Source organism: Christensenella tenuis (assembly GCF_014287795.1).
Classification (GTDB): Bacteria; Bacillota; Clostridia; order Christensenellales; family Christensenellaceae; genus Christensenella; species Christensenella tenuis.
Window position 1 is genome coordinate 17,286 of the sequence record NZ_JACOON010000003.1, and the last position, 25,759, is coordinate 43,044.

The following is a 25,759-nucleotide window of genomic DNA, read 5'->3' on the forward strand; positions in this document are numbered from 1 at the left end:
AGTTTCACAAGGATTACATGAATTCCATTGGTAAGAAACTGTTATGCGGAAATCATATCATTTTGCGCGCGACGCGCTGTTTTAAATGAATTTACCGCAAAATATGAAAGATCGGAGTGGCAAATAGAGATGAGTCACGCAGCAGAAATTGTAATGATGCAAAATGAATATTTTTATACGGGGCGCACAAAATCCTACGAATTTCGTATGGACGCCCTTTCCAGTCTCCGGAATGCAATTATCCGGAATGAATCCGCTATTTTCGACGCGCTTCACGAAGATCTCAGGAAAAGTCCGTTTGAAGCATTCGAAACGGAAGTAGGCATCACGATTGATGAAATAACTTTTTTAATGAAGCACTTGCGGCGCTGGATGAAACCTGCCCGTGCACGTACCCCGCTCGCCCAGTTTCCGTCTAAAAGCTTTGTACTCGCCGAACCTTATGGAGTAACGCTCATCATGTCTCCATGGAACTATCCGTTCCAGCTCACAATTGAGCCTTTGGCCGGCGCGCTTGCCGCAGGAAACACGGCAATTTTGAAACCTTCGGATTATTCCCGCGCTACGTCAAAGGTCATCGCAGATATCATACATTCTACATTTCCGCAGGATTATGTGGATGTAGTGCTTGGCGGACGTGAATCCAACCAGGATCTTTTGCAACAGCAATTCGATTATATTTTCTTTACGGGCGGCGTAACGGTCGGCAAATTGGTCATGGAATCCGCTGCACAATTTGTCACTCCCATCACGCTTGAGTTGGGTGGAAAAAGCCCATGTATCGTAGATGAAACGGCCGATCTCGATGTAGCTGCCAAACGCATCGCCTGGGGTAAATTCCTGAATGCCGGGCAAACATGCGTTGCGCCGGATCATTTATATGTGCAGGAATCAATCAAAAATAAGTTCCTCGATAAACTTAAAAAGGCGATCGTTGAATTTTATACGGAAGATCCCCTTACCTGCGGTTGGCTTCCGAAAATCATCAACCAAAAGCACTACGACCGCCTGCACGGCCTGATGGCGAACGAAGAAATTATTTTTGGCGGCAGGAGCGATCCACAGTCCCTGCTGATTGAACCTACAATCATCGATAACGCTGCATATAACCATCCGGTCATGCAAGAAGAGATTTTCGGGCCGCTGCTTCCTGTCCTCGAATTCCGGAACCTTTACGGTGCGGTCACAGAGATTAGGAAACATCCGAAGCCACTTGCGCTCTACCTGTTCACGAGCAATCAGAAGACGGCGAGAAGCATCCTCGGGACGGTATCCTTCGGCGGCGGCTGCGTAAACGATACGATCGTGCAGCTTGCAACCTCGCGCATGCCCTTTGGCGGCGTAGGAAATTCCGGAATGGGCGGCTACCACGGGAAAGCAAGTTTTGATACGTTCTCGCACTACAAAAGTATCGTACATAAATCAAACCGGATCGACCTCCCCATTCGCTATCTTCCGCCAACAGGGAAAAAAATGAAGGAATTGCGTAAATTTATCGGTAAAAAGTAAAAGGAATGAAACGGGCCGGGATTCTCCCGGCCCGTTGTCTTTATTCTTTATTTCCCCCGGATTCCGGTATTTCTCCCGGTTCTGCCGGGAAGCAAATCATCACTTTAAAGAGATCCCCGTCAATTTCGATTTTAAATTCTCCCTTCATAAGCTCCATGAAGTTCCGCGCGATAGAAAGTCCAAGGCCCGAGCCTTCCGTATGACGGGATTCGTCTCCGCGTTTAAATCGTTCCATTAACTCTTCTTCCGTCATGTTAAGCGGCTCGCGAGACACATTTTTCACGACAATGCAGGCCTGGTCGTCGCCGCGTGAGAAGTCGATATATACCCGGGAATTGTCCGCCGCATATTTAATAGCGTTGTCTATTACATTTCCAAGCACCCGGAATAGCAGCTTTCCGTCTGCATATACAAACATCTTTTCCTTTTGTTCTGCCGTTACGAACGCAAGGCCGGATGCTTCAATTTTATCTGACATTTCTCCCAGCGCCTGCTCCATAAACTGAACCAACTCAATCCGTGAAACAGAGACCGTCATATCGCCGCTGCTTGCCTTTGCGGCTTCAAACAAATCGTCAGTGAGGTATTTCAGCCGTCGTGATTTCATATCCAGTACTTCCAGGTAACGCGGCGCATTTTCGCTGGTAAGACCTTCCTTCTTCAGCAGATCCACATAAGTAAGAATTGAAGTCAGGGGGGTTTTAATGTCGTGCGATACATTCGTGATCAGTTCCGTCTTCATGCGCTCGGACTTTACTTCCCGCGTCACCGCCGCTTCAAGTCCTTCCGCAATATGTTCAATGCCTGTTGCAATTTCGTCAAATTCTGGTCCGCCGCCTTTGCCAATCCGGTATTCAAGATCGCCTTCTTTGATATGCCGTACTCCTTTTGCGATATCGGCTATGGCTACAGCTTTCTGCAGCATGTACTTCAAAGCCGCCGCAAGATAGATGGCAATAAACACGAGGCCGATAAACACGCCCGTTCCTCCCATCAGGAATCCAAAAAGCACGGTAAGGAAACAAAGCAGCAGCCCGCCAATCAGATACCAAACCACAACTCCTACGCCTTTTGCTTTCGTACTGCTGTTTTTCCATGTTTTACCAAGGCCTCCGGCCACACGTCCGACCAGCGTATAATTCTCCTTCCTTTTTACCCTGCGCGAAACGCTCATACTCCACATCAACAGGAACGCTATTCCAACTGCTGTATAAACGGAGATACGAATCATCTGCACCGCCCCGCTGGCTCCCGGCAGGTCAATACGTTCGTTTGAAAAAAGCGCCAGCATCGCAAGTTCAATCAAAATTAAGGCAATCCCACCAAGATCGAGCCATACCGAGTCCATGAAGCTAACTTTTACATCGTTATTTTTCGGCGAACGTCCAGCCGTATACATGAGCCAGATAAAAGCTCCTGCAAAAAGGACAATCCATATGATCATCAATATAATCGTAGTCAGGTATCCCCTGTAGGCAAGGTCGTATTCCTGTCTGCTTTGTTCATAAAATTCATCGGACATGCCAGTGAAAATAGATGCGCCAATTGCCGTCTGCCGCTCTTCTTCCACCATGGAAGAATAGGAGTAAGATGCCGCACCGGCTGCAATGCTATCATAAAGCCCTGCCTCTGTTCCGTCCCACGAATATTCCGTGTTTCCCTCAAGCTGCTTAATCCATTCAACCGGGTCGTCTGCATCCTTGGGAACATTGGTATGAATCACCTGCCCCCCGGCGACAACTGCATAATAATAATTTTCGTTATTAGCGAGATTATCTTGCGCCTGCTTCTCCATAGAAATATATTTTTCGTCCACATAGTTTTCCGCATTCACCAGGAGAGCGGCATATTTCCTATTGATCGAATCAATCTGTTTCTGGGTATACTCGTCAAGCGCCGGAAGCCCCGCTTCTTCTGTACTTTCCATCGCCGACGCAATTTCCGTACTTAAAGAATCAGGCTGGCCTTGATCCTCGCCCGCCATTTCTTTTCCCTCCGGCTCTCCCGCCGCTGTTTCGCTGCCTGCAACCAAAGCTGCAAACTCTTCCTGAAATTTTTCAAGATACGCATCATAATCACCCTCCAGATCTGTCGTACTCAATACTTCGCCGATTTCATCGGAATAAGAACTTCTCAGCCCCGAGATATAATTCCGCAGTTCGTGCTGCTTTGCCGAGTCGTCATAGCCATAAAACGCGTATTCCACGGAATTTGTATATTTCTGCATTGTGGAAAGATATTCTGCGCTTTCAACATACTTGTCGCTCGTCATCGTACTTGCGGGATCATATTTTTCAAGGCGTACCGCGGAAAAAGAAATCAGGCATCCGGTAGCGATACAGACGATCCAGGCAATGATTTTAAATTTTAAATCATACTTTGATCTTGTCAATCTTGTATCCAATTCCCCACACCACCTTCAAATATTTCGGCTCCTTCGGATTAATCTCAATTTTTTCACGGATCCTGCGGATATGTACTGCAATCGTATTTTCCGCACCTACAGCCTTTTCGTCCCACACGCTTTCATAAATTTGCGTGGTTGAAAGGACCCGTTCCATGTTCTGCATCAGGTACCGCAATATTTTGTACTCCATGGGGGTGAGTTTCACAGGCTCTCCATCTACGGTAACTGTCTTTTTCATATCGTCCAGTACCAATCCGCCCGTTTGAAGCACCCCCTTTTCCTGGGCCATGCTTCCAAGCGATGTGTAACGCCGCAATTGTGATTTTACCCGCGCAACGAGCTCCAGCGGATTAAACGGCTTTGTCAGGTAATCATCCGCGCCGGAATTGAGGCCCAGAATCTTATCGTTATCTTCAGACTTCGCGCTCAGCATGATAACAGGGATATTTGCACTTTCCCTTAGCTTCATCGTAGCTCGAATACCGTCCATTCCAGGCATCATGATATCCATGATGATCAGGTGAATTTCCTGCTCTTCCGCATATTTCACAGCCTGCGCTCCGTCATACGCCTTCAAAACCTCGTAGCCCTCGTTCACCAGATAAATCTCAATCGCGTCGACAATTTCCTTATCGTCGTCACACACCAGTATCCTCATGTGTTCCCTACCTCCGTTATAATGGTTGTTTCCATTATAACATGCCTTTTCTTTTTTCCCTAATTCTAAGATAGGCTAAAAATATTAAGAACAAACCTTAAACTTTCTTAAGACTTTATGACAATTTTTCCGGCTTTATTACCATCCCATTAAGTTCATATAACAACACTATTTCTTTGTGAACACTGTGTGAATTTATGGGCACAGCGCCTTTTTTTCCGGTATAATGAAACCAATTCAGAAGAACATATCCTGATTGATAAAAACCAAGATGACAAGAGAATGAAATAACTGGAGGAAAACATTATGAAAAAAATCATCGCCGTTATGATCTGCGCCGTCTTGTTTCTGACCGCCTGTTCTGCAACTCCGTCCGAAACAAACAGCAGCTCTGCTGCAACCGCCCCTGAAACGGAATATGAATCAGCCGAGGTTGCCGGCGCCGCCAAAGACGAAGGCGCGTCAGCGGAGACGGAAGAAGCCGAGGGGCTTGGCGGGCTTTCCAATCCCGATCTGCCCGACACGGACCGCAAACTCACATACAGCGCATCCTTTGACATCAATACCAAGCAATATGATGCGGACTATGCAAAGATCAATGAAGAACTTTCTGCGGTCGGCGGTTATATTGCAAACGAAGAGAGTTCATCCTATTCTTCAGAAACAGGCAAAAATTACGGCCGCAACTCCTATCTTTCGCTGCGCGTTCCCGTCGATAACCTGAATGCTTTTATGGACAGTCTTTCAGGAATTGGCGAAGTAGTTAGCAAACATAAATCCACAGAGGACCTCACTTCACAATATTATGATACGGATGCCCGCATCGAAATGCTCAATATGCGCAAAGACCGCCTGATGGGCTACCTTGCAAATGCCACGAAAGCAGAGGATATTGTCGCCTTTGAGCAGGAGCTTTCCGATGTGCTTTACGAGCTCGACCAGCTCCAAGGCAGCAAACGCCAGATGGACCAGCTCGTCGACTATGCGGCGGTGGATGTCACCTTAACGGAGCTCATCACGCCTGAAACCATCGGAGCAGACGGCCAACCGCTTGGAGACCGCGCTTCCGACGCATTTTCCATGTCTATGACCGGCGTAGGAGAATTCATGGAAAACTTTGCTATTTTCTGGGCGGCGGCCCTGCCCGTGATTCTCCTGATCGCAATCTTTGCGGCAATCATTTATGCGGTGATCCGTTTGATCCTGTGGCTGCGCAAAAACTACTACGCGAAGCATCCGGAAAAGATACGGCAGCCGCGGCCTGTGCAGCAGCCCATGTATCCTCCGTATCCGCCGCAGACGCCTCCAACTCCGCCGGCACAGCAGGCGCCTCCCCAGAATACGGACAATCCTACGAAATAACGGCATCAAAAAAACCTTCCGGGTCCGGAAGGTTTTTTTCTGTCTCTACTATGTTCCCGTTTTTTCTTTCTCCTCGAAAATTACACGGTCAATATCGGCAATTGTCGTCTTCTCCATCTGCCGCCGGCAAACGGCGTCAAGGTCGGCATAAATTCCATCCATTACAGAAGCCATACCGGAAGCAATTAAGCATTCCATATCGGCATTTCCCGAACGCCACGACGCGGCGACTATCGGTTCCCCAATCGCCTCGCTTATCATGCGCAGCGTAACCTTTCGCGGATCAAGCAGGAAGAAATATCCTCCTTCGGCCCCCTCCTTGGTTGTGAGCAATTCAGCCTTCTTAAGCTTCGCCATCACTTTACGGATACGCGCCGGGTGTGTGCATACATTTTTCGCAAGTTCGTCGCTGCTGATCATTTTCTTTTTATGATTGAGATAAACCAAAGCGTGGACCGCTATGGTAAATTCACCCGTCATGACCGTCATCCTTCCGTAATTTTCCTGACATTGCCATCATAAATGATGGGGGCCAAAAATGCAAGTTTTTCTTATTCCTCAGGTGTGAGCAGACCGTTCAGCGCCTCGCTCATCGTCGGTTGTGTGAGGGACCGCCACCTAAGCGTGCTTGCATCCGATTCGGGATCCATTGCTGCCTTGACAAAATTGATGGTCTCATGCAATTTTACGCACAAAGGCGGCTCGCAGAGTATACGGTTCGCCTCCCTGCCGATCACCGCCTTTAAAAGCGGTCCTCTGCTCCAATACCTGCATGTCCCCGCGATAAGGCTCCCCGCCCTGTTCCCATTTGCATCTACGAACACGGTTTCCGGAACCGTTGTCACGCTTCCCAGCTTTGCATCGATCAATTCTTTCGAAGACAAAAGATATGGCACTCCACGCCTGTCGCTTTTGTGATCTTATTGACCAAACCCGCCTATTCCGGATAAATCGTTCCTTTCTGACCTGCAACGCCGGTGGGTATCCCCAAAGCTGCAATCCCTTACCCTGGTATTCCTGATTTAATTCTCCCAATTCAGACATTTCCCGCAGGCAGGTGCCGCAAAAGTTGCCCAAATATTTACCATCGTAGGCTTATGCTCAGAAAAGATCTGCTGTACCGCTTCATTTCTGTTCGAATCCATTGTTGTAAATGTTCCAAACGCAGGAGTAATTTTTGGCGCGGCCGGCTCCTTTATCGCTGCCGTTCCTGCTGCAACAGTTATCCAATTTCATTTCATATCCGCTTCTCCGATCTGCAATTTTAAGCGTCAATGATTTTATCCAGCCGATGGCCTTTAAGGCAATAAAAAACGGCATACCGTTTCGGTACGCCGTTTCCCCTTCTTAGGCGGTGAGCGAATATCCTTGTTTGCGGAACGTTTTAATCAGCTTTTTCTGATGTCCATCATCAATCTTTGCCCTCAAAAATCTGATATATACATCTACTACATTGGAAAAGCAATCATAATCGCAGTCCCAAACATGTTCCAAAAGTTCCGCGCGGGACACAATTTTGTCTTTATGCAGTGCGAGATACTTCAAAACCTCGTACTCTTTTGCGGTTAGCCTGATATCCTCATCTCCACGCCGAACCGTCCGATTATCGATATCCACCGCCAGGTTGTCAACCATGATACGCATAAAATGTTCCATCCTTTCTTAATCTTACTTGCTGGCACCCAGCCGCCCATACACGCTTTGCATGTACGCGTGGCTGTCTACGCATACCATACCACCCACGTTACATCTTATTAATAATCCTATTCTTCCTGCTCTAATCATATTTCATGAAGTTTATTTGTAAACTTTTAATTAACAGATTGCTTACAATAAAAACAGGCTTTATCGTAAAAAACCGCAGGCCCAAAGACCTGCGGTTTTGATTTGCGTCAATCAGTAAGGAAATACTTCATTGACCTCAAGGTGTTCGCCATCCGGCCCACGGAATGTCAGCCACTTTGCACCGTTCGGGAACACATTCGCTCCAAGAACCGGGGCATCCGTCTCAAATTCAATCCCTCGGTTTTCAAGCATTTTCTGGATGCTTTCAATATCCTCTACTGCAAGAGCGATATGATCCACCCAGCCATCCTGCCGCTTTTGCGGATTCGCCGTACGTACCAATTCCAAAACCAGATTTCCATTTTTCACAAATGCGACATTTGTAGTTGTGCCGTCCTTTTCCTCGATGCCGCATTCATAAATCGTCTCAAAATCAAGAACGTCCTCATAGAACTTTTTGCTGCGCTCAAGATCTGAAATAAAAACGCCGATGTGTGCGAGTCCTTCCATTTTTGCCATACCAAACTCCTCCCCCTGAATAAAAATTTCTATTCTAAGAATAGCTCTTTTTCATATGGTATGCAAGAAAAAAATCAGCCGCAGTCAAGCTGCTCCAAAAGCCGCTGCGCATAGTCGCCGTTTGGATTATCCCTTACATCCTGCGGGGTTCCCTGCTGGACGATTTTCCCTTCATTCATAATCAGGATCCAAGTCCCCAGGCGTACCGCCTCGCGCAGGTCATGCGTCACGAATACAATCGTTACACCCGTCCGCCTGTGAATGCCAAGAATTTCATCCTGAAGCTGTTTTCGCGTGATGCCGTCAAGGGCGCCGAACGGTTCATCCATCAAAATAATTTCCGGCTTTGCGGCAAGGGCGCGTGCAATGCCAACACGCTGCTGCTGTCCGCCGGAAAGCTCACTGACATTTCGCGACAGCATATCCATTGGAAGCGCGGCCATGTCCATCAGTTCCTGGATTCTCTCTTCAGTCAGCCTGTTTTTTTCAAGCCGTGGTACATATTCGATATTTTCCCGTACATTGAGGTGCGGAAACAAAGCCCCGCCCTGAATCACATACCCGATTCCCCGCCGAAGCGCGATCAGGTCCGTATGGGCCGTATCCTTGCCATTCACCATCACCCGGCCGCCGTCCGGCATCAAAAGCCCATTGATCATTTTGAGCATCGTGGTTTTCCCGCCGCCCGATCCGCCGACTACGGTCAGAAAGGCCCCTTTCCGAACTTCAAAATTGAAATTCTTCAAGGCATACTTATCCCCATAGATTTTTTGTACTTTGTCAAAAACAATGATGGTTTCCTGGTTCATAACAATCCCTTTTGCGTCAGAAAATCGATGGCCACTGTTTTTTCATCTTCCTTATCATTTTCCACACGGTAATTGAGCTGTGCCATTTCCTCGTCAGTCAGGATACCGTCCATTTTCATCAGCACGTCCCGCAGCTCTGGATGGGCCTCAAGCGCCTCTTCCCTCACAATCGTACCGCAGTAATAGGACGGAAAGAAATTTTTATCATCTTCCAACGTTTTCAATTCATATGCGCCAAGCGATCCATCGGTTGTAAAAGCATTGATCACATCCACTTCGTCCGCCCCGATCGCTTGGTATTTCAACCCAATATCAAGGTCAGAGGTAGACCCAAACTGATAGCCATAGGTTTCGCAAAGCGGATCATAGCCATCCTCACGCTCATAAAAATCATATTCCGCCCCGAATTTCATATCTGGTGTAAAAGATGCAAGATCGGAAAATGTTTCTATCTTATTCTGTTCCGCAAATTCTTCTTTCACTGCCAGGGTATATGTATTATTAAAACCATACAGTCCCACCCATTCCATATTGAATTGGTCCTTGTACTGTTCCTGTAGTTTTTGGTACATTTCATCCGGCGTTACTTCTTCCGTATTTTTGAGCACATCCGTCCAAGCTGTTCCCGTATATTCCGGATACAGGTCGAAATCTCCTTTTACCATGGCGGGATGAATATTTCCCGTGCCGCCGGCGATCCCTTTCGTGATTTCAACTTCAAGATCCGTATCCTGCTCAATCAAAGCCGCAAGCATTTCACTCAAGATAAACTGCTCTGTCATTGGTTTGGTTGCGATCTTTATGGTATCGCCGCTTTTCCCTGCACATCCTCCGATTAAGAATGCTCCGCACAGAAGCGCCGCAAGAAGAAGCGCCGTCCATTTCCTTTTTTTCATTTTGCCATTCCTTTCCCATTGATTTTCCGATACAGCTTTTTTTCAAAAATTCCGGCCACAAGATCTGCAATGAGCGCGAGCCCCGCAATCAACAAACTGCCTGCCACCGTCATTGCCATATTATTTGTTGTAATGCCGCGGTAAATTGCTACGCCAAGCCCTCCCGCTCCCACGAAAGACGCAATACCGCACAAGGCAATCGTCATAACGATCATATTGCGCGCCCCCGCAAGGATAACGGGCATTGCCAATGGCAACTTGATTTTGAACAATAATTGGGATTTTGTGGAACCCATTCCTTTACCCGCTTCTATAATAACCGGTGAAATTCCCTTGATCCCGGTATGCGTATTGCGCACCATAGGCAAAAGACCGTATACCGTAAGGGCAATTACCGCCGTCATATCCCCAATTCCCGTCGCTGGAACGAGAAAACCCAGCATCGCAATCGACGGAATCGTATAAATAAGATTCGTCACTCCAAGCACTGGAAACGCGAGCTTCGCATGTTCTGAGATTACAATGCCAAAAAAAATGCCGATCAGCGCCGCAAGGCCAATCGCAATAAAAGAAAGCTGGAGGTGTTGCAGGATAAGCTGGGCAAAAAAATCCCATCGCGTTACATATAAATGAAAGACCTCTGCGATCATCAATTCTTCTCCCCGTTCAGTGTATTATATTTTTAATAAACATAATTTCCCCTATTGTACCATTTTATTTTGATATATGTATTGAAAGATTAAAAAATACGTTTTCCTTTTAACCGGCATTGATTTACTCCATCAGGAAATTTTCAGATAAAAATGCTATCTTAGGTATCTACCGCACCTTTCCGTTTTCTGAAAAACAGGGGACCCGCTAATGGGCGGGAACAAATTCCAACCTTAGGTAATTGACAAGTACCACTGTCCATGTTATGCTTTATTTACTGAATTAGTAATTTACTAAATTAGTAAATACAGTGAATGGAGTATATTGATGAAAATACCTACCAGTTTGAAACACAAACCCGTTATTGTCGTCGAGAACTACAAAAATGTTGACGGCAAGTATATAGACGATCCGAATTCTAATGCCGAGGGCCTGTCTCTCGGGCTGGCTCAATGGATGGATCGCGGAAAAATTGATATTTCCGCCAAAGTATGGAGATATACCAACCATAAATGGTCCCGGCAGTCGGAGGAAATCCCGCTTCATCGGATCCTGGATATGGCAATCCTGATATGCAGCGCATATGAATTTGTAAAGGAAAAATCCTATCGGTATCCGGAAAAATATGATCCAAACCATCCTGTCATTGACCGTATCGGTTTGAACGGGGATGCTATGAATATTGAAGTATGCACCGATAATCCGGAAATCTCCGGCGATCTTACATTGTTTGCCGATGCGCTGAACAGCGATGGAGAAAATCTTGGTGAACGTCTTGCCGTTCTTGCCCGCCTCTTAAAAAATATGGGATATTAATTTCATGGTATCCTGCATAATGGCAAAAGCCGCATAACATAGTAATATGCGGCTTTTTGCCGCGGGTCATATGGCCGCATCCTATGGTTCATATGGTTTTATTTCAGTCGTGAAAATCATTTTTCCATGGTCTTTGAAAATCCTGTATTAACTTCCTCCGGCACGCATTGACAGCGGGTTTTGAAACCATTATAGTAAGAGGGGAAACAATGAATAATGAGGAGAAGATCACTTGGATTATAGAGTTTTTGATACAAGCGTTCAGGAAATCAAATACAAGGTTTTAAAGGAAGTTGCAACTCTCGCCTGGGAGGGAAACCTTGACAGCGGCCTGCTTGGGATCGCCGAAAAAATCATGCCCGGTCCAAAGCCGACGATGCGGTGCTGTATCTACAAGGAACGTGCCATCATCAACGAGCGTGTTAAGCTTGCCATGGGGGGCGATCCGGAGAATCCGAATGTTGTCGAGGTGCTGAATATCGCGTGCGACGAATGTCCGGTCGATGGAATTCGCGTATCGGAAGCCTGCCGTGGGTGTATTGCACACCGTTGCAAAAACGTATGCCCCAAAGACGCAATTGAAATCATTGATCTTAAGGCGCATATCAATCCCGATAAATGCGTCGAATGCGGACGCTGTGTTTCCGCTTGTCCCTATAACGCCATTACTAAGATGGTTCGTCCGTGTGAGAATGCATGTAAAGTAGGCGCTATCACTATGACGGAAGATAAGAAGGCAGATATCCACGACGAAAAATGTATTTCATGCGGCGCCTGTGTTTACCAGTGTCCGTTCGGCGCCATTTCCGACCGCTCCTTTATTCTGGAAGCGATCAATATCTTGAAAGAGTCGGAAAATAATACGAACTATAAAGTATATGCGGTGGTCGCTCCCGCCATTTCCAGCCAGTTTAGTGGAATCAAGGTGGAACAGATGGTCGCCGGCATCAAACAGCTTGGATTTTTCAATGTAGTGGAAGCCGCCCTTGGCGCCGATATGACCGCCTATAAAGAAGCGGAAGAACTATACGAGAAAAAATTTCTCACCAGCTCCTGCTGCCCTGCTTTCGTACGTTATATTAAAACTGCATATCCTGACCTTGTACAGCATATTTCGCATAACGTCTCGCCCATGGAGGAAATTTCCACTTATCTGAAAAAGATGGATCCCCATGCGAAAATTATCTTCATCGGGCCATGTATTGCAAAAAAAATGGAATATAAGCTCCCCGAAGTGGAAGGAATCATTGATTGTGTTATCACCTTTGAGGAATTGCTCGCGCTTTTGGACAGCCGTGGGATCGACCTCAATGAAATGCCGGAGGAGCCGCTTGATAACGCATCCTATTATGGCCGCATTTTTGCCCGAAGCGGCGGCGTTTCCGCAGCGGTTACGCAAGCGCTGAAAGAGCATGGATATGATGACTTCACCTGTAATCCTGCCGTATGCAATGGCATCGAGGAATGCAAGGTCGCCCTTCTGAAAGCTTCCCGGGGCATATTGCAGGAAAATTTCATTGAAGGAATGGCCTGCCAGGACGGCTGCATTGGCGGCGCAGCGTGCATCACGCACGGCCCGAAAGATAAAAAGCAGGTAGACGCTTACGGAAACGAAGCCAAGGAAACGACAATCAAAGAATCCATCGGCATCCTTGGAATGATCAAGGAATGAAACATCTCACGAAAAGACCGGAGCATCCGGTCTTTTTTATATTCCAATAAATTTTTTGCAGGCCGGGCCGTTCTTATTGGCGTGCAAGCGCAGCCGCGACGAATTCGCGGAACAGTGGATGCGCCTTGTTGGGACGGCTCTTGAATTCCGGATGAAACTGAACGCCGATAAAAAAGTCCTTTTCCGGAAGTTCCACCGCTTCCACAAGCCTTCCATCCGGAGACAGCCCCGTCAGCCGCATTCCCGCCTCCTGCATTTGCCGCCTGAAATCATTGTTGAATTCATACCGGTGCCTATGCCGTTCGGCGATCTCTTCCGCGCCGTAGGCACGCTGCATGATGGAATCCGGAGCAACACGGCATGGGTACGCACCCAACCGCATCGTCCCTCCTTTTTTCTCCAGATCCACCTGATCGGGCATCAGGTCGATAACGGAATAGACGTTATTGCCGTCAAATTCGCGCGAGTTCGCCGTTTGATATCCGAGGACATTGCGTGCATATTCAATGACCGCCACCTGCATCCCCAAACAGATCCCGAGAAACGGCACATTGTTCTCGCGTGCATATTTTACCGCCGCGACCTTCCCCCCGATTCCCCGGCTGCCAAACCCGCCGGGGATCAATACGCCGTCCGCACCGCCAAGTTTTTCTGCCACGTTATTCTCGCCGACCGCTTCCGAATCCAGCCATATAATCTCTACATGGGCCCCGTTCTCATATCCGGCATGTGCAAGTGCTTCCGCCACGGAAAGATATGCATCGTGAAGTTGTACGTATTTCCCGACGAGGGCGATCTTCACAGGTTTTTTAGCCTTCTTGATGCGGGCGATCATCTGCTTCCACTCCCCGAGATCAGGCTTTCCGCAATCGATATGCAACTCCCGGCACACGATATCTGCAAGTCCGTTCTGTTCGAGCATCAGGGGCGCTTGGTAAAGAATGGGAAGAGTGCGGTTTTCAATGACGCAATCTGGTTTAACGTTGCAAAAAAGTGCAATTTTTTGCTTGATGCTTTCCCCTACAGCTTCGTCGCTGCGCATTACAATAATATCGGGCATAATCCCAAAGGATTGCAGCTCCTTGACCGAATGCTGCGTAGGCTTCGACTTATGTTCACCCGAACTCTTGATGTACGGTACCAGTGTCACATGGATAAACAGGCAATTTTCCCTGCCTACCTCGCAACTCACTTGGCGGATCGCCTCCAGAAACGGCTGGCTTTCGATATCGCCCGTTGTCCCTCCGATTTCGGTAATCACTACATCTGCACTTGTCTTTTTTCCTACGGAATAAATAAATGTCTTGATCTCGTTTGTTACATGCGGAATCACCTGTACCGTTTCCCCAAGGTATTCCCCCTTCCGTTCCTTGGTCAGCACATTCCAATAGACCTTACCCGTCGTAAGATTGGAAAATTTGTTAAGGTCCTCGTCGATAAACCGCTCATAGTGCCCAAGGTCGAGGTCTGTCTCTGCGCCGTCATCCGTCACGAAAACTTCCCCATGTTGGAAGGGGCTCATGGTGCCCGGATCCACGTTGATATACGGATCAAGCTTCTGGGCCGCGATTTTAAGGCCACGCGCCTTCAAAAGCCGCCCGAGGGACGCCGCTGTGATCCCTTTTCCAAGTCCCGAAACAACGCCGCCTGTCACAAAAATATATTTTGTCATTTTTCCCTCCCTATACCTCATATGTCTTAAGCAATTCTTCGGCGACCTGCCGTCTGGGGACGCGCATATCCATCGCCTGTTTTTCAATATACCGGTGCGCCTGCGGCTCCGTCATGCCAAGCACTTGGATCAATACGCATTTGGCCCGATCGATAAGGCCCATATCTTCCAGCCTGCGCGAAAGCTTTTTGTTTTCGTTTTGAATCCCAAGCATCCGGTTGCGCGTTGCACAGGCAAGCCGGAATGTCTGGCGGAATAATGATTTGGAGAGCGGTGTCAGCGCGAGAAGGCCACCCGCCTTTTCCACCCGTAGGATGGTTCTTGCGTCCGCATCGCTCTTCGCCACCATGATGATCCCGCAATAGCTGTTGCGCGAGGCATGCTCGGCAAGTTCCTCGCCAAACTCATCTGCGAGCGGCGCGTGGATGATCAGCAGATCAATATCCCCTCTGCTTAGCGCTCCCCGCGCATCCTTGCCGCTGCCGGCAAAGAGCACCTCATGGTCGCCATATTCTTTTATCAGGTGCACAAAAAAATCGCGTCCCTTTAAAGATCCGGATGCAAGCAATATCCGGCTCATAAGCTCCCCCTAATTCTGCGTATAAAGCTGATGGTAAGGATTTTTGGAATCCGGACGCAGTACGTAAAAATCGCTGTCCCATATTGTTTTTTCACTGCATTCGAAAACTTCGCAAAATTCCCTGATATACGCTTCGATCGCTTTCCTGTCTTCTTTTTCTGCTTTTTTCACGATGATTTGGCGGGGAAGGTCAGCCGGTGGCGCTTGGCACCTCAGGTATATCCTTCCGCCGTGCATACCCATTCCACAGAAATTTCCCACTGGCCGTTTGCGGCCAAGGCCGAGCACAATGATCGTGCCGCCCGCTTGGTATTCACCGAGAAAGCTTCCCGCCGCTCCACCGATTACCAGCACCGGGCTTTTCTCCTTATATTCTTTCATGTGTATTCCCGCACGGTAGCCGACGTCGCCTTTTACAAATATTTTCCCGCCGCGCATCGCATACCCCGTCGCATCTCCCGAAGAGCCCGCAATATAAATCGCCCCGTCGTTCATCGTGTCGCCTGTAGCGTCTTGTGCGTTGCCGTATACGGTGATGATGCTACCGTCAAGATAAGCGCCGAGCGCGTTTCCCGGCGTACCGTGGATTACGATCTCCTTCCCTGCAAGCCCGCTGCCAATATACCTCTGGCCCATGCAATGATCGATCACGGCTTCTTTTCCCGCTGCCTTAATCTGCTCGTTCAAATCCTTGAAATGCATGCCTGCCGCATTGATATTCATCCTGCCGCACCTCCCAGTTTTTTATCCCTTTCCTTTCTTGAAAACGCCATCAACTGTGGTTTTTCGCTGATCAGTCCGTAATCGATCGTTTCAAGTGGCGTTTTATCCCTGATCAACGCGGTATAAATTCCTGCGCGCGCAACATTGCCAATCATAACAAACCCCTTCAAAACACCATTTTCAGAGACGAGCATCTTGTAATCCCTGCCGCTTTTGCGAATAAACCGTTCCCCGTTATAGCTTCCGGCGGTAATCATATGCAGACCGAAAAAACCGATGGCATTCATAGGGATTGCCTTATTATATGCCTTGATTCCTCCTGCCATATTGATCCCTGCGCACTCTCCCTGCATATATGCGTTCGGGAGGAGCGCAAGCGGCCTTGATTCACCTGTTGTGATATCATAGCTTTCCGTGCAATCCCCAGCGGCATAGATGTCCGGCAGCGATGTTTCGCACCGCTCATTCGTTACAATTCCCTTTCGCACCTCAACCCCTGCTTTTTGTACAAGTTCCACATTGGGCCGCACTCCCACGGCGACAACCAGTATATCAAAACCGATTTCCTTCCCGCTGGACAGGAGAGCCGTATTGTCCCTGAACTCTTGCACGCCGTCCGACAGGTGGAAATGGATTCCCTGTGATTCTATGTGTTCCTGAACGGCACGGGCAGCTTCGGCTTCCAGAATACTCGGCAGGATCCCTGGCGCCAAGTCTACAACATCGATCCTCCCCGCCTTGTGCGCAATCCCCTCCGCACATTTCAGCCCGATGAGTCCCGCTCCCATGATAAGCACACGGCTATCTGCCTTAAGCGCTGCATCGAGCGCCTTTGCATCGTCAAGCGACATAAACGTATGCCGCTTCCTCACTTCCGCGAGTCCCCCGATTTCCGGGATAAACGGCCGCGAACCTGTCGCAACCAGCAGCTTATCGTATTCTATAATTGTCCCATCTTCAAGGAACAGCCATTTTTTTTGCGGTTCTATCTTTGTTGCCTTTTTGCCGAGCATAACCGTACAGTCCATCTTTTTGTAAAAATCACTGGGGCGGTATTTCATCCGTTCTTCCGTCGTCCTTCCACACAGCAAATATGAGATCGCCGGTCGTGAATAGGTGTGGTAGGGCTCGTCCGCGACCACTACGATCTCACCGTTCTTGTCTTGCTGCCTGATTCCCTCGATGCATCCGACCGCTGCCGCGGAATTTCCAATGAGTACGTATTTCATGTTTATCTCTCCTCAAACACGATTGCCCGGTTCGGGCAGCCTTCTACGCAGGCCGGAGTCCCGCCTGCGGTCCTTAAGCACAATTCGCATTTCTGCATCACTCCCGTATCAGACGGCATGATCGCTCCGTACGGGCACATCAGAATACAGGTACAGCAGCCGACGCACTTATCCTGGTCGATCATAATAACGCCATCTTCCACGGAAAGCGCCCCCATGATACATCCGCGGACACAGAGCGGTTCTTCGCAATGGCGGCAAGAAACTGCGAAGTGGATGTTTCCTTCCTCTTCGATACGGATGCGTGGATTGATATGCACATCCTTCAGTGCTTTTACCATGTCTGTTTCCTCCGACCCTGCGAACGCGCAGTTGTATTCGCAAAGGTGGCATCCAAGGCACCATTTTTCATTAACATAGATTCGCTTCATCTTCATTCACCCGCATACTTCACGCCAAGGATACTGAGTTCTTTCTCATTGAGCCCGATCCCGCGCAGCATCAGCCTGTTTCCCTTCAGAGCTTCAATAGAATTGATGCCCATACCGCCCATCATTTCCTTGATCTCATGCTCCCAAGCATGAACGAGGTTTTGGAGCCGTTCGCTGCCCACATCCGGGTTGAGCCGCTTCACCAACTCCGGTTCCTGCGTGGCAATACCCCAATTGCATTTTCCTGCCTGGCAGCTGCGGCACAGGTGGCACCCGAGCGCAAGGAGCGCGCCCGTCGCAATATAAACCGCGTCCGCGCCAAGCGCAATTGCCTTCACCACATCCGCGCTGCTGCGGATGCTGCCTCCCACGACAATCGATACATGGTTGCGTATTCCCTCGTCGCGCAGGCGCGCATCCACGCTCGCAAGCGCAAGCTCGATCGGTATCCCCACATTGTCACGAATACGCGTAGGCGCCGCGCCCGTTCCGCCGCGGAATCCATCGATCGCAATGATATCTGCCCCGCTGCGTGCAACCCCGGAAGCAATGGCCGCCACATTATGTACCGCCGCAATCTTCACGATTATCGGTTTTTTGTAGTCCGTCGCCTCTTTTAAGGAATAGACAAGCTGCCGCAGATCCTCAATCGAATAGATATCGTGGTGCGGCGCGGGCGAGATCGCATCGCTTCCTTCCGGGATCATGCGTGTGCGTGAAACGTCATCCACGATCTTTTGCCCGGGCAAGTGTCCTCCGATTCCGGGCTTTGCGCCCTGCCCCATCTTGATCTCGATGGCTGCACCCGCATTGAGGTAATCCTTGTGTACGCCAAAACGGCCGGACGCCACCTGTACGATCGTGTTGGCGCTGTATTCATAAAAATCCTCATGCAGGCCTCCTTCCCCTGTATTATAGAAGGTGCCCAGTTCCCGTGCCGCGCGTGCAAGGCTCTCGTGCGCGTTATAACTAATCGATCCGTAGGACATCGCCGAAAACATAATCGGTACGTTAAGCGTGAGCTGCGGCGGCAGGTTGTATGCGATCTCCCCGTTTTGGTCCCGGAGGATGCGCTCCGGCTTTTTTCCAAGATAGGTTCGGGTCTCCATCGGTTCACGCAGCGGATCGATGGAAGGGTTCGTCACCTGCGACGCATTGATGAGCAGCCTGTCCCAATAGACCGGATAAGGTTGCGGGTTTCCCATCGAAGAAAGCAATACGCCGCCCGTTCCCGCCTGCCGGTAGAGTTCTTTGATCGTTTCTCCCGTCCAGTTCGCATTTTCCTTAAAGGTATGGTCTGTCTTAACTATTTTAAGTGCACGTGTCGGACAAAGTGATACGCACCGATGACAGTTCACACATTTCGCGTCGTCGCTTCTCATTACATTCATTTCTTCATCAAACGCATGCACCTCGTTGGCGCATTGCCGCTCGCATACGCGGCACGCAATACAGCGTCCGGAATTGCGCACCACCTCATAATCAGGATATAAATAGTTGATTCCCATCTTACGCACTCTCCTTTGAGCGTTCGTTTTGTCCGTGTGTGCTAAGCGTTACGACCACCGGTTCTCCCCCCCGCGGTGCCCAGATCCTATCCGGCCCGGGGCAGATCGTACGGATTGCGCATTCTTCGCTTGCCACATAGACCATGTCGTCCTTTTCGGCCGCGACCATAGAACGCAGTTTCAGCCGATCGTTCAGCGCCATCATACCGCCTTCAAATCCCAGTAAAATAGAAAAGGGACCGGTGATGAGCATACTGGAGAAAACATTGCGCAGGTAGGTGAATTTTGCACGCTTTTCAGGCGGCATACCCTCGATCGTGCTCCAAAAGGGGGCTGCAATCACGTTTGCGATCTCTTCATAGCTGAGTCCTTGCCGCCTTCCGAGATAGTCGATCATATAAGTGATAACTTCCGTATCCGTAAGAAGCGTACATTTATAACCAAACATTTCTATATAGCGGCGGTTAGCGTCATAGGAAGATATCTCGCCATTGTGTACGATCGACGTATCCAGCATGGCAAACGGATGTGCCCCTCCCCACCAGCCGGGCGTATTGGTCGGATAGCGTCCATGCGCCGTCCAGCAATATCCGCTGTATTCGTCAAGCCGGTAAAACTCGCCGACATCCTCCGGGTAGCCCACCGCTTTAAAAACACCCATATCCTTCCCGCTGGAAAATACGTAAGCGCCTTCGATTTTCGTATTGATCTTAATCACGCTACGCACGACGAATTCTTTTTCATCGAGTTGGCTTTCTTTGAGTTTCGTATGCAGCGGCGTTACAAAATATCGCCAGATAAGCGGCTCGTCCGTAATGCGCGGATGCTTTTTGGTCGGTATCTTGGAGAGGTTGATGATATCGAAGTGCTCCTCCAGGAATTCCTCACAGGCAAGCTTTGCTGCCTTGTGGTCGTAAAAGATATGGAATGCATAATAATCCTTATATTCCGGATAGATGCCATATCCCGCAAATCCGCCGCCGAGTCCGTTCGAACGGTCGTGCATCGTGGCGATTGATTTTATTATAGAGCTTCCGTCCATCCGTTTTCCTTCCCTGGAAAACATTCCGGAAATTGCACATCCTGAGGGGATTCTTACTTGGCCTTCTCTTGGTTGCATCACTTTTTCCACCTTTTTTCCGATACATTTTTTACATTCGTAATGATACGCTCCTGAAAAACTCCTGTCAATAGATAAATGAAATTTTTTTATTTTTTCTTGCATTTTTTATTCCGTTTTTCGGATTATCGCGCTTCTTCATTTCAATATATTGCAATTTACTTAAAAAATATTTCATTTTTTCACTGAAACCTCTTGACTTTTCATTTTTGCCGCCTTATAATTCAAAACGTGGACAGCAAAGGCGCTGCGGAAAACCTGAAAAATTTTTCCCGCAGTGCCTTTCACATTTTAGAAAGAATCTATAAAATAGGAAGGATCGATGAAAATGACAAAGGTACCGGAATTGTTCGGCAGTATGGTGTTCGGTGATGCGGCAATGAAGGAGCGCCTGCCTAAGGAGACCTACAAAGCCCTGAAAAAAACGATTGAAGACGGAAAAGATCTTGATATCGGCGTTGCGAATGTTGTTGCAAATGCGATGAAAAATTGGGCGATCGAGCACGGAGTCACTCATTTCACCCATTGGTTCCAACCGATGACGGGGACGACAGCTGAAAAGCATGACAGCTTCATCTCCCCTACTCCGGACGGCAGGGTGATTATGGAATTCTCGGGCAAGGAGCTCATCAAGGGTGAACCGGATGCTTCGAGTTTCCCCTCGGGCGGCCTGCGCGCGACTTTCGAAGCGCGTGGATATACAGCCTGGGATCCAACCTCTTACGCGTTCATTAAGGATGGTATTCTCTGCATTCCCACGGCCTTTTGTTCGTACGGCGGCGAAGCGCTCGACAAGAAAACGCCTCTTCTTCGTTCGATGGAAACCCTGAACGACCAAGCGCTGCGTATCCTGCGGCTGTTTGGGAACACCAAAGCCAGGCGCGTCCTCACAACTGTGGGGCCTGAGCAGGAATATTTTTTAATCGACCGCGAAATGTATGAAAAACGGCGGGACCTCAAGTACTGCAACCGCACCCTTTTCGGCGCGAAACCGCCCAAAGGCCAGGAGATGGACGATCACTATTTTGGTTCGATCCGCCCGCGGGTATCCGCATTTATGAAAGAACTTGACGAAGAGCTGTGGAAACTCGGCGTGCTCGCCAAGACAAAACACAACGAGGTAGCTCCCGCCCAGCACGAATTGGCGCCGATCTTCACAACAACAAATATCGCGACCGACCATAACCAGCTCACGATGGAGGTGATGCGGCGCGTCGCTTACCGGCACGGCCTTGCCTGCCTGCTGCACGAAAAACCTTTCGCGGGCGTAAACGGCAGCGGTAAGCACAACAATTGGTCGATCTGCACCGATACGGGCGAAAATCTTTTGAATCCGACCGACGACCCGCACAGCAACCTGCAATTCCTGCTTTTCCTGTGCGCCGTGATTAAAGGTGTGGACGAATATCAGGACTTGATGCGTGTTTCCGTTGCAAGCGCGGGCAACGACCATCGCCTCGGTGCAAACGAAGCGCCCCCGGCGATCATCTCCATGTTCCTCGGGGATGAATTGACAAACGTGCTGGAATCGATCGAAACAGGCAGCGATTATATAGACCATGCGAAATGTGACATGGAAATGGGCGTACACGTCCTCCCCAATTTCCAGAAGGACACGACGGACCGCAACAGGACTTCACCCTTTGCGTTCACGGGTAATAAGTTTGAATTCCGTATGCTTGGTTCAAGTCTTTCGATCTCCGGTCCTAATATCGTTCTTAATACCGTCGTTGCGGAAGAACTCAGGCAATTTGCGGATGAACTCGAAAAGAGCGGATGTTTTGCGCAGGACGTGCTGAAACTGATCAAAAAGACGATGAAGGAGCATAAACGGATCATATTCAACGGCAACAACTATTCCGACGAATGGGTGGCGGAGGCAGAAAAGCGCGGGCTTTTAAACTTGAAATCTACAGCAGACTGCATGCCCTACTTCATCCATGAAAAAAATGTGAAGCTTTTTACCTCGCATCACATTTTTACGGAGGCAGAGATGCATTCCCGCTACGAAATCATCTTGGAAAATTACTGCAAGACGCTGAATATCGAAGCGCTGACTATGCTGCAAATGTCCAAGAAGAGCATCATCCCCGCGGTAAGCGCATACACAAAGGAACTTACCGACGCCGTTCTCGCAAAAAAACAGATCGGCGCGGAAACCGCGGCGGAAGAACGGCTCGCCTGCGAGCTTTCCGCGCAGCTCACCTGCTTTTTAAAGGCGATCGACGCGCTCGATCAGGCGCTCCTCGGTGTAAAACAATTCAGCGAGATCGGCGAGTGCGCGAAATATTACCGCGACTATGTATTTACGGCCATGCAAGAGCTTCGTGGGATTTCCGATACCATGGAGACTTTTGTCAGCAAAAAAATCTGGCCGTGGCCGACCTATGGCGACTTGCTGTTCAGCGTGTGAGCATGCAGCAGTCCGTCAGTTTAAATATCCGTTTGACACAAAGGCGTGTCTCCCCAATATCCCGGGGGGCACGCCTTAAATATTTTTAGGAGGTTTCATTATGTTTTCTTCAGTTGACACAGTATGGGTGCTTTTGGGCGCGGCGCTGGTCTTCTTCATGCAGGCCGGTTTTGCGATGGTCGAAACAGGCCTCACGCGGGCAAAGAACGCCGGTAACATCATTATGAAAAACCTGATGGATTTTTCACTCGGTTCCGTCGTCTATTGGGCGGTCGGATTCGGCCTGATGTTCGGCGTATCGGCGGGCGGCTTCATCGGTACTCCGGATTTTTTCGTGCAGAACGAATACCTGATGGGCGACATCCCCCCGTATGTATTTTTCATTTTCCAGACCATGTTCTGCGCCACGGCAGCGACAATTGTCTCAGGAGCGATGGCAGAGCGTACCAAATTTTCATCCTATTGTATTTATAGTATCATCATCAGCCTTGTCATCTATCCGGTCTCCGGCCACTGGATTTGGGGCGGCGGCTGGCTCTCGGCTCTCGGGTTCCACGATTTTGCGGGTTCCACAGCGGTTCATATGGTGGGCGGCGTGGCCGCGCTTATCGGCGCGAAGATCCTCGGCCCCCGTATCGGCAAGTATGGCAAAGACGGGAAGCCCAAAGCGATCCTCGGGCACAGCATCCCGCTTGCGGCCCTCGGCGTGTTTATCCTGTGGTTCGCATGGTTTGGCTTCAACGGCTGCTCCACCCTCAGCGTACAGGGCGACAGCGCGAACTGGGCAGGAAAAATCTTTACGACAACGAGTCTTTCCGCCTCCGCAGGCGCGACCGGCGCGATGGCAATCACATGGATCCGCTACAAAAAACCCGATGTTTCCATGACGCTCAACGGCGCTCTCGCCGGGCTCGTGGCGATCACTGCGGGCTGTGATATGGTCGATCCATGGGCAGCTTTTATCATCGGCCTTATCGCATCATTTGTCGTGGTATTCGGCGTGGAACTGTTGGATAAAAAGCTTAAGATCGACGATCCTGTCGGAGCGGTTCCGGTGCATGGCTTCTGCGGCGCGGTGGGAACGCTTCTCGTCGGTGTCTTCGCAGTGGACGGCGGTCTCGTTTATACGGGCGACGCCTCCTTCCTCGGTGTACAGGCGCTTGGTGTCGTTTCCGTTATTGCCTGGGTAGCCGTTACCATGACGGTCGTATTCCAGGTAATCAAACATACGGTGGGCTTGCGTGTTTCCAAAGCGGAAGAACTTGCGGGTCTTGATGTCGAAGAACACGGCCTTGCGAGCGGTTACGCCGATTTCATGCCTGCTACGGCAACCGGTTTCCTGACAACGGAAGGCGTAAAGGCAGATGAGCCGACGTCTCTCGAACAGGCGGTGCCAGTAGAGCGCATGCCCAAGGAAGCAGCCGGCGTTCCTTCCGGAGACGTGAAAATGACGAAGCTCGTCGTGATCGCCAATCAGGATAAGTTCGGCGCCCTTAAATCCACACTGGAAAGCATCGGCATCACGGGAATCACGGTATCCCAGGTCATGGGTGCGGGCATGCAGAAGGGCCACACGGAATATTACCGCGGCGTACCCGTGGATATCAACCTGCTGCCTAAGGTAAAGGTAGAAATCGTGGTCTGCAAAATCCCTGTCCAGACGGCGATTGATGCAATCAAAGAGGCGCTCTACACTGGACATATTGGAGATGGAAAGATCTTTGTTTATGACGTGGAAAACGTTATCAAAGTACGTACCGGCGAAGAAGGCTATGATGCCTTGCAGGACAAATGCGAATAAAATTCCCGGTTTCTACATCTGTCTACAAAGAGGGGCGGCAGGCAATGCCGTTCCTCTTTCTTTTATCTAAAAGCCCGTTTTGCATCATTTTTGTGAACTCTTTCTCCATTTGCTTGGGCCGCGTTCCCGCCTGTGGTATACTGTTGGTGGAACGACACAAACAGGAGCCCCCAGATGAAACGTTTTCTTTTTTCCGTATCGTGCTTTCTTATGATAAGCGGCATTGTTTTTACAGGATGCGCACAGGTTCCCAACGCGGGAACTTCAGTAAATACGCCGTCTTTTGCCATTGCGTCTGCAACAGCGCCCTCTTCTGCACCAAGCCCGGTTCCTGCCCCGTCTCCTTCGCCTTCCCCTTCTCCCACACCTGTTCCCTCCATAACGCCTGCGCCCGTGCCGGCAAAAACGCCGATCGAGGAGCTTTCCATCGATTATGAAGCAATTTCCTTGCTTGACGGAACAAAGAACGGCTGGGGGCAGGGCCTTGAAAAGGACAGCCTGAACCGCCCTACCGGCGCGCTGTCCGCACAGGAGGCCTACGGGAAATATGACGCCCGCTTCATCATGCCTGAGGAGCCGAAATTTTATCTTACGTTTGATGAAGGATATGAAAACGGCAACACAGCGGCGATCCTTGATGTATTGAAAGAAAAAGACCAGAAAGCTACCTTTTTTGTCACCTATTCCTATGTGCGCGATAATCCCGCGCTTGTCCAGCGGATGATCGATGAAGGCCATGTGATCGGCAACCATAGTGTACGGCATCTTTCCATGCCCGACCTCACGCTCGAAGAGGCACGCGACGAGATTGTAACACTGCACACCTTTATGCGCGACACCTATGGAATCGAAATGACGGTCTTCCGTCCGCCCATGGGCGAATATTCACAGCAGACGCTTGCGCTCGCGCAAGCGCTCGGTTATAAAAGTGCATTTTGGAGCTTTGCTTATTATGATTACGAGCCGGACGACCAAATGGGTCCAGAGGCCGCCCTGGCAAAGATTACTGAGAATATTCATCCCGGTGAGCTTGTGCTGCTTCATGCGGTTTCCACGGATAATACAGCAATCCTTTCCAGCCTGATCGACACGCTGCGCGGGCAGGGCTACGAGATCCTGCCGCTGCAATAAAATAGTTTCCGACACGACACTAAATGATAAAAAGCCGGAAGTAAAAAACAGGCGGGTGCGTGGACTT

The 25,759-nt window shown here is 49.5% G+C and carries 23 protein-coding genes; 7 read left to right on the forward strand and 16 right to left on the reverse strand.

What is annotated here, in order from left to right:
* Positions 1–129: 129 nt before the first annotated feature.
* Entirely contained in the window at positions 130–1,509 is a 1,380-nt protein-coding gene (locus H8S18_RS06065; protein WP_186857426.1) for an aldehyde dehydrogenase, read from the forward strand.
* A 40-nt stretch (positions 1,510–1,549) separates the two neighbouring features.
* On the opposite strand, the gene H8S18_RS06070 is transcribed toward H8S18_RS06065, so the two are convergent.
* Together H8S18_RS06070 and H8S18_RS06075 are read right to left on the reverse strand one after the other, a co-directional pair.
* Positions 1,550–3,913 carry a sensor histidine kinase gene (locus H8S18_RS06070; RefSeq protein ID WP_186857427.1) on the reverse strand — a complete coding sequence of 788 codons (2,364 nt, stop codon included), beginning with the start codon at positions 3,911–3,913 and terminating at the stop codon, positions 1,550–1,552.
* Positions 3,882–4,574: a response regulator transcription factor gene (locus H8S18_RS06075; protein ID WP_186857428.1), complete on the reverse strand. Its 693-nt coding sequence runs from the start codon at positions 4,572–4,574 to the stop codon at positions 3,882–3,884. The genes H8S18_RS06070 and H8S18_RS06075 overlap by 32 nt, the downstream gene beginning before the upstream one ends.
* Before the next feature lie 306 nt (positions 4,575–4,880).
* On the opposite strand from H8S18_RS06075, the gene H8S18_RS06080 reads away from it, so the two are divergent.
* Positions 4,881–5,936, forward strand: coding sequence for a DUF4349 domain-containing protein (locus tag H8S18_RS06080; RefSeq protein ID WP_186857429.1), 1,056 nt, complete (start codon positions 4,881–4,883; stop codon positions 5,934–5,936).
* A gap of 48 nt (positions 5,937–5,984) precedes the next feature.
* Here the strand turns inward: H8S18_RS06080 and H8S18_RS06085 are convergent, their stop codons facing one another.
* The 7 genes from H8S18_RS06085 to H8S18_RS06115 all read right to left on the reverse strand — a co-directional run bounded on the left by H8S18_RS06085 (position 5,985) and on the right by H8S18_RS06115 (position 10,595).
* Positions 5,985–6,416 (reverse strand): RrF2 family transcriptional regulator, encoded by a 432-nt coding sequence (locus H8S18_RS06085; protein WP_186857430.1) that lies wholly within the window; start codon positions 6,414–6,416, stop codon positions 5,985–5,987.
* 71 nt (positions 6,417–6,487) lie between these two features.
* The gene (locus H8S18_RS06090; RefSeq protein WP_186857431.1) at positions 6,488–6,820 is read right to left on the reverse strand and encodes a hypothetical protein; all 333 of its coding nucleotides are present in this window, start codon (positions 6,818–6,820) and stop codon (positions 6,488–6,490) included.
* A gap of 463 nt (positions 6,821–7,283) precedes the next feature.
* Entirely contained in the window at positions 7,284–7,580 is a 297-nt protein-coding gene (locus H8S18_RS06095) for a winged helix-turn-helix domain-containing protein (protein WP_066520596.1), read from the reverse strand.
* 252 nt (positions 7,581–7,832) lie between these two features.
* Positions 7,833–8,240: a VOC family protein gene (locus H8S18_RS06100; protein WP_186857432.1), complete on the reverse strand. Its 408-nt coding sequence runs from the start codon at positions 8,238–8,240 to the stop codon at positions 7,833–7,835.
* Positions 8,241–8,314: 74 nt separating this feature from the next.
* Positions 8,315–9,049 (reverse strand): ATP-binding cassette domain-containing protein, encoded by a 735-nt coding sequence (locus tag H8S18_RS06105; RefSeq protein ID WP_186857433.1) that lies wholly within the window; start codon positions 9,047–9,049, stop codon positions 8,315–8,317.
* Positions 9,046–9,945 carry a glycine betaine ABC transporter substrate-binding protein gene (locus H8S18_RS06110; protein WP_186857434.1) on the reverse strand — a complete coding sequence of 300 codons (900 nt, stop codon included), beginning with the start codon at positions 9,943–9,945 and terminating at the stop codon, positions 9,046–9,048. The genes H8S18_RS06105 and H8S18_RS06110 overlap by 4 nt, the downstream gene beginning before the upstream one ends.
* Positions 9,942–10,595, reverse strand: a complete 654-nt coding sequence (locus H8S18_RS06115) for an ABC transporter permease (protein ID WP_186857435.1) — start codon at positions 10,593–10,595, stop codon at positions 9,942–9,944. Before H8S18_RS06115 ends, H8S18_RS06110 begins: the two co-directional genes overlap by 4 nt.
* Positions 10,596–10,923: 328 nt before the next feature.
* On the opposite strand from H8S18_RS06115, the gene H8S18_RS06120 reads away from it, so the two are divergent.
* Positions 10,924–11,412 carry a DUF6530 family protein gene (locus H8S18_RS06120; RefSeq protein WP_186857436.1) on the forward strand — a complete coding sequence of 163 codons (489 nt, stop codon included), beginning with the start codon at positions 10,924–10,926 and terminating at the stop codon, positions 11,410–11,412.
* Between the two features lie 232 nt (positions 11,413–11,644).
* Complete coding sequence (locus tag H8S18_RS06125; RefSeq protein WP_186857437.1) at positions 11,645–13,084, forward strand: 4Fe-4S dicluster domain-containing protein; 1,440 nt, start codon at positions 11,645–11,647, stop codon at positions 13,082–13,084.
* Between the two features lie 73 nt (positions 13,085–13,157).
* Here the strand turns inward: H8S18_RS06125 and H8S18_RS06130 are convergent, their stop codons facing one another.
* The 7 genes from H8S18_RS06130 to H8S18_RS06160 are packed head-to-tail and all read right to left on the reverse strand — an operon-like array spanning position 13,158 to position 20,347.
* On the reverse strand, positions 13,158–14,756 hold the full coding sequence (locus tag H8S18_RS06130; RefSeq protein WP_186857438.1) for a CTP synthase: 1,599 nt from the start codon (positions 14,754–14,756) through the stop codon (positions 13,158–13,160).
* 10 nt (positions 14,757–14,766) lie between these two features.
* Positions 14,767–15,336: an ANTAR domain-containing response regulator gene (locus H8S18_RS06135; RefSeq protein WP_186857439.1), complete on the reverse strand. Its 570-nt coding sequence runs from the start codon at positions 15,334–15,336 to the stop codon at positions 14,767–14,769.
* Between the two features lie 9 nt (positions 15,337–15,345).
* Positions 15,346–16,059, reverse strand: coding sequence for a GltB/FmdC/FwdC-like GXGXG domain-containing protein (locus H8S18_RS06140; protein WP_186857440.1), 714 nt, complete (start codon positions 16,057–16,059; stop codon positions 15,346–15,348).
* Positions 16,056–17,288 carry an NAD(P)/FAD-dependent oxidoreductase gene (locus H8S18_RS06145; protein WP_186857441.1) on the reverse strand — a complete coding sequence of 411 codons (1,233 nt, stop codon included), beginning with the start codon at positions 17,286–17,288 and terminating at the stop codon, positions 16,056–16,058. Before H8S18_RS06145 ends, H8S18_RS06140 begins: the two co-directional genes overlap by 4 nt.
* A gap of 2 nt (positions 17,289–17,290) precedes the next feature.
* Positions 17,291–17,719, reverse strand: coding sequence for a 4Fe-4S dicluster domain-containing protein (locus tag H8S18_RS06150; RefSeq protein ID WP_186857442.1), 429 nt, complete (start codon positions 17,717–17,719; stop codon positions 17,291–17,293).
* Positions 17,720–17,721: 2 nt separating this feature from the next.
* Positions 17,722–19,227, reverse strand: coding sequence for a glutamate synthase-related protein (locus H8S18_RS06155; RefSeq protein WP_186857443.1), 1,506 nt, complete (start codon positions 19,225–19,227; stop codon positions 17,722–17,724).
* 1 nt (position 19,228) lies between these two features.
* Positions 19,229–20,347 (reverse strand): class II glutamine amidotransferase, encoded by a 1,119-nt coding sequence (locus H8S18_RS06160; RefSeq protein ID WP_186857444.1) that lies wholly within the window; start codon positions 20,345–20,347, stop codon positions 19,229–19,231.
* 328 nt (positions 20,348–20,675) lie between these two features.
* On the opposite strand from H8S18_RS06160, the gene H8S18_RS06165 reads away from it, so the two are divergent.
* From H8S18_RS06165 to H8S18_RS06175, 3 genes are all read left to right on the forward strand, one after another.
* The gene (locus H8S18_RS06165; protein ID WP_186857701.1) at positions 20,676–22,760 is read left to right on the forward strand and encodes a glutamine synthetase III family protein; all 2,085 of its coding nucleotides are present in this window, start codon (positions 20,676–20,678) and stop codon (positions 22,758–22,760) included.
* Between the two features lie 100 nt (positions 22,761–22,860).
* Positions 22,861–24,561, forward strand: coding sequence for an ammonium transporter (locus H8S18_RS06170; RefSeq protein WP_186857445.1), 1,701 nt, complete (start codon positions 22,861–22,863; stop codon positions 24,559–24,561).
* A 174-nt stretch (positions 24,562–24,735) separates the two neighbouring features.
* Entirely contained in the window at positions 24,736–25,692 is a 957-nt protein-coding gene (locus H8S18_RS06175; protein ID WP_186857446.1) for a polysaccharide deacetylase family protein, read from the forward strand.
* Positions 25,693–25,759 lie beyond the last annotated feature (67 nt).

Excerpts from the sequence above, each read along its gene's own strand:
- H8S18_RS06065 (WP_186857426.1), top strand. The coding sequence starts at position 130 with ATGAGTCACGCAGCAGAAATTGTAATGATGCAAAATGAATATTTTTAT.
- H8S18_RS06075 (WP_186857428.1), bottom strand. The coding sequence starts at position 4,574 with ATGAGGATACTGGTGTGTGACGACGATAAGGAAATTGTCGACGCGATT.
- H8S18_RS06080 (WP_186857429.1), top strand. The coding sequence starts at position 4,881 with ATGAAAAAAATCATCGCCGTTATGATCTGCGCCGTCTTGTTTCTGACC.
- H8S18_RS06085 (WP_186857430.1), bottom strand. The coding sequence starts at position 6,416 with ATGACGGGTGAATTTACCATAGCGGTCCACGCTTTGGTTTATCTCAAT.
- H8S18_RS06095 (WP_066520596.1), bottom strand. The coding sequence starts at position 7,580 with ATGCGTATCATGGTTGACAACCTGGCGGTGGATATCGATAATCGGACG.
- H8S18_RS06100 (WP_186857432.1), bottom strand. The coding sequence starts at position 8,240 with ATGGCAAAAATGGAAGGACTCGCACACATCGGCGTTTTTATTTCAGAT.
- H8S18_RS06105 (WP_186857433.1), bottom strand. The coding sequence starts at position 9,049 with ATGAACCAGGAAACCATCATTGTTTTTGACAAAGTACAAAAAATCTAT.
- H8S18_RS06110 (WP_186857434.1), bottom strand. The coding sequence starts at position 9,945 with ATGAAAAAAAGGAAATGGACGGCGCTTCTTCTTGCGGCGCTTCTGTGC.
- H8S18_RS06115 (WP_186857435.1), bottom strand. The coding sequence starts at position 10,595 with ATGATCGCAGAGGTCTTTCATTTATATGTAACGCGATGGGATTTTTTT.
- H8S18_RS06120 (WP_186857436.1), top strand. The coding sequence starts at position 10,924 with ATGAAAATACCTACCAGTTTGAAACACAAACCCGTTATTGTCGTCGAG.
- H8S18_RS06130 (WP_186857438.1), bottom strand. The coding sequence starts at position 14,756 with ATGACAAAATATATTTTTGTGACAGGCGGCGTTGTTTCGGGACTTGGA.
- H8S18_RS06135 (WP_186857439.1), bottom strand. The coding sequence starts at position 15,336 with ATGAGCCGGATATTGCTTGCATCCGGATCTTTAAAGGGACGCGATTTT.
- H8S18_RS06140 (WP_186857440.1), bottom strand. The coding sequence starts at position 16,059 with ATGAATATCAATGCGGCAGGCATGCATTTCAAGGATTTGAACGAGCAG.
- H8S18_RS06145 (WP_186857441.1), bottom strand. The coding sequence starts at position 17,288 with ATGAAATACGTACTCATTGGAAATTCCGCGGCAGCGGTCGGATGCATC.
- H8S18_RS06150 (WP_186857442.1), bottom strand. The coding sequence starts at position 17,719 with ATGAAGCGAATCTATGTTAATGAAAAATGGTGCCTTGGATGCCACCTT.
- H8S18_RS06155 (WP_186857443.1), bottom strand. The coding sequence starts at position 19,227 with ATGGGAATCAACTATTTATATCCTGATTATGAGGTGGTGCGCAATTCC.
- H8S18_RS06160 (WP_186857444.1), bottom strand. The coding sequence starts at position 20,347 with ATGCAACCAAGAGAAGGCCAAGTAAGAATCCCCTCAGGATGTGCAATT.
- H8S18_RS06165 (WP_186857701.1), top strand. The coding sequence starts at position 20,676 with ATGACAAAGGTACCGGAATTGTTCGGCAGTATGGTGTTCGGTGATGCG.
- H8S18_RS06170 (WP_186857445.1), top strand. The coding sequence starts at position 22,861 with ATGTTTTCTTCAGTTGACACAGTATGGGTGCTTTTGGGCGCGGCGCTG.
- H8S18_RS06175 (WP_186857446.1), top strand. The coding sequence starts at position 24,736 with ATGAAACGTTTTCTTTTTTCCGTATCGTGCTTTCTTATGATAAGCGGC.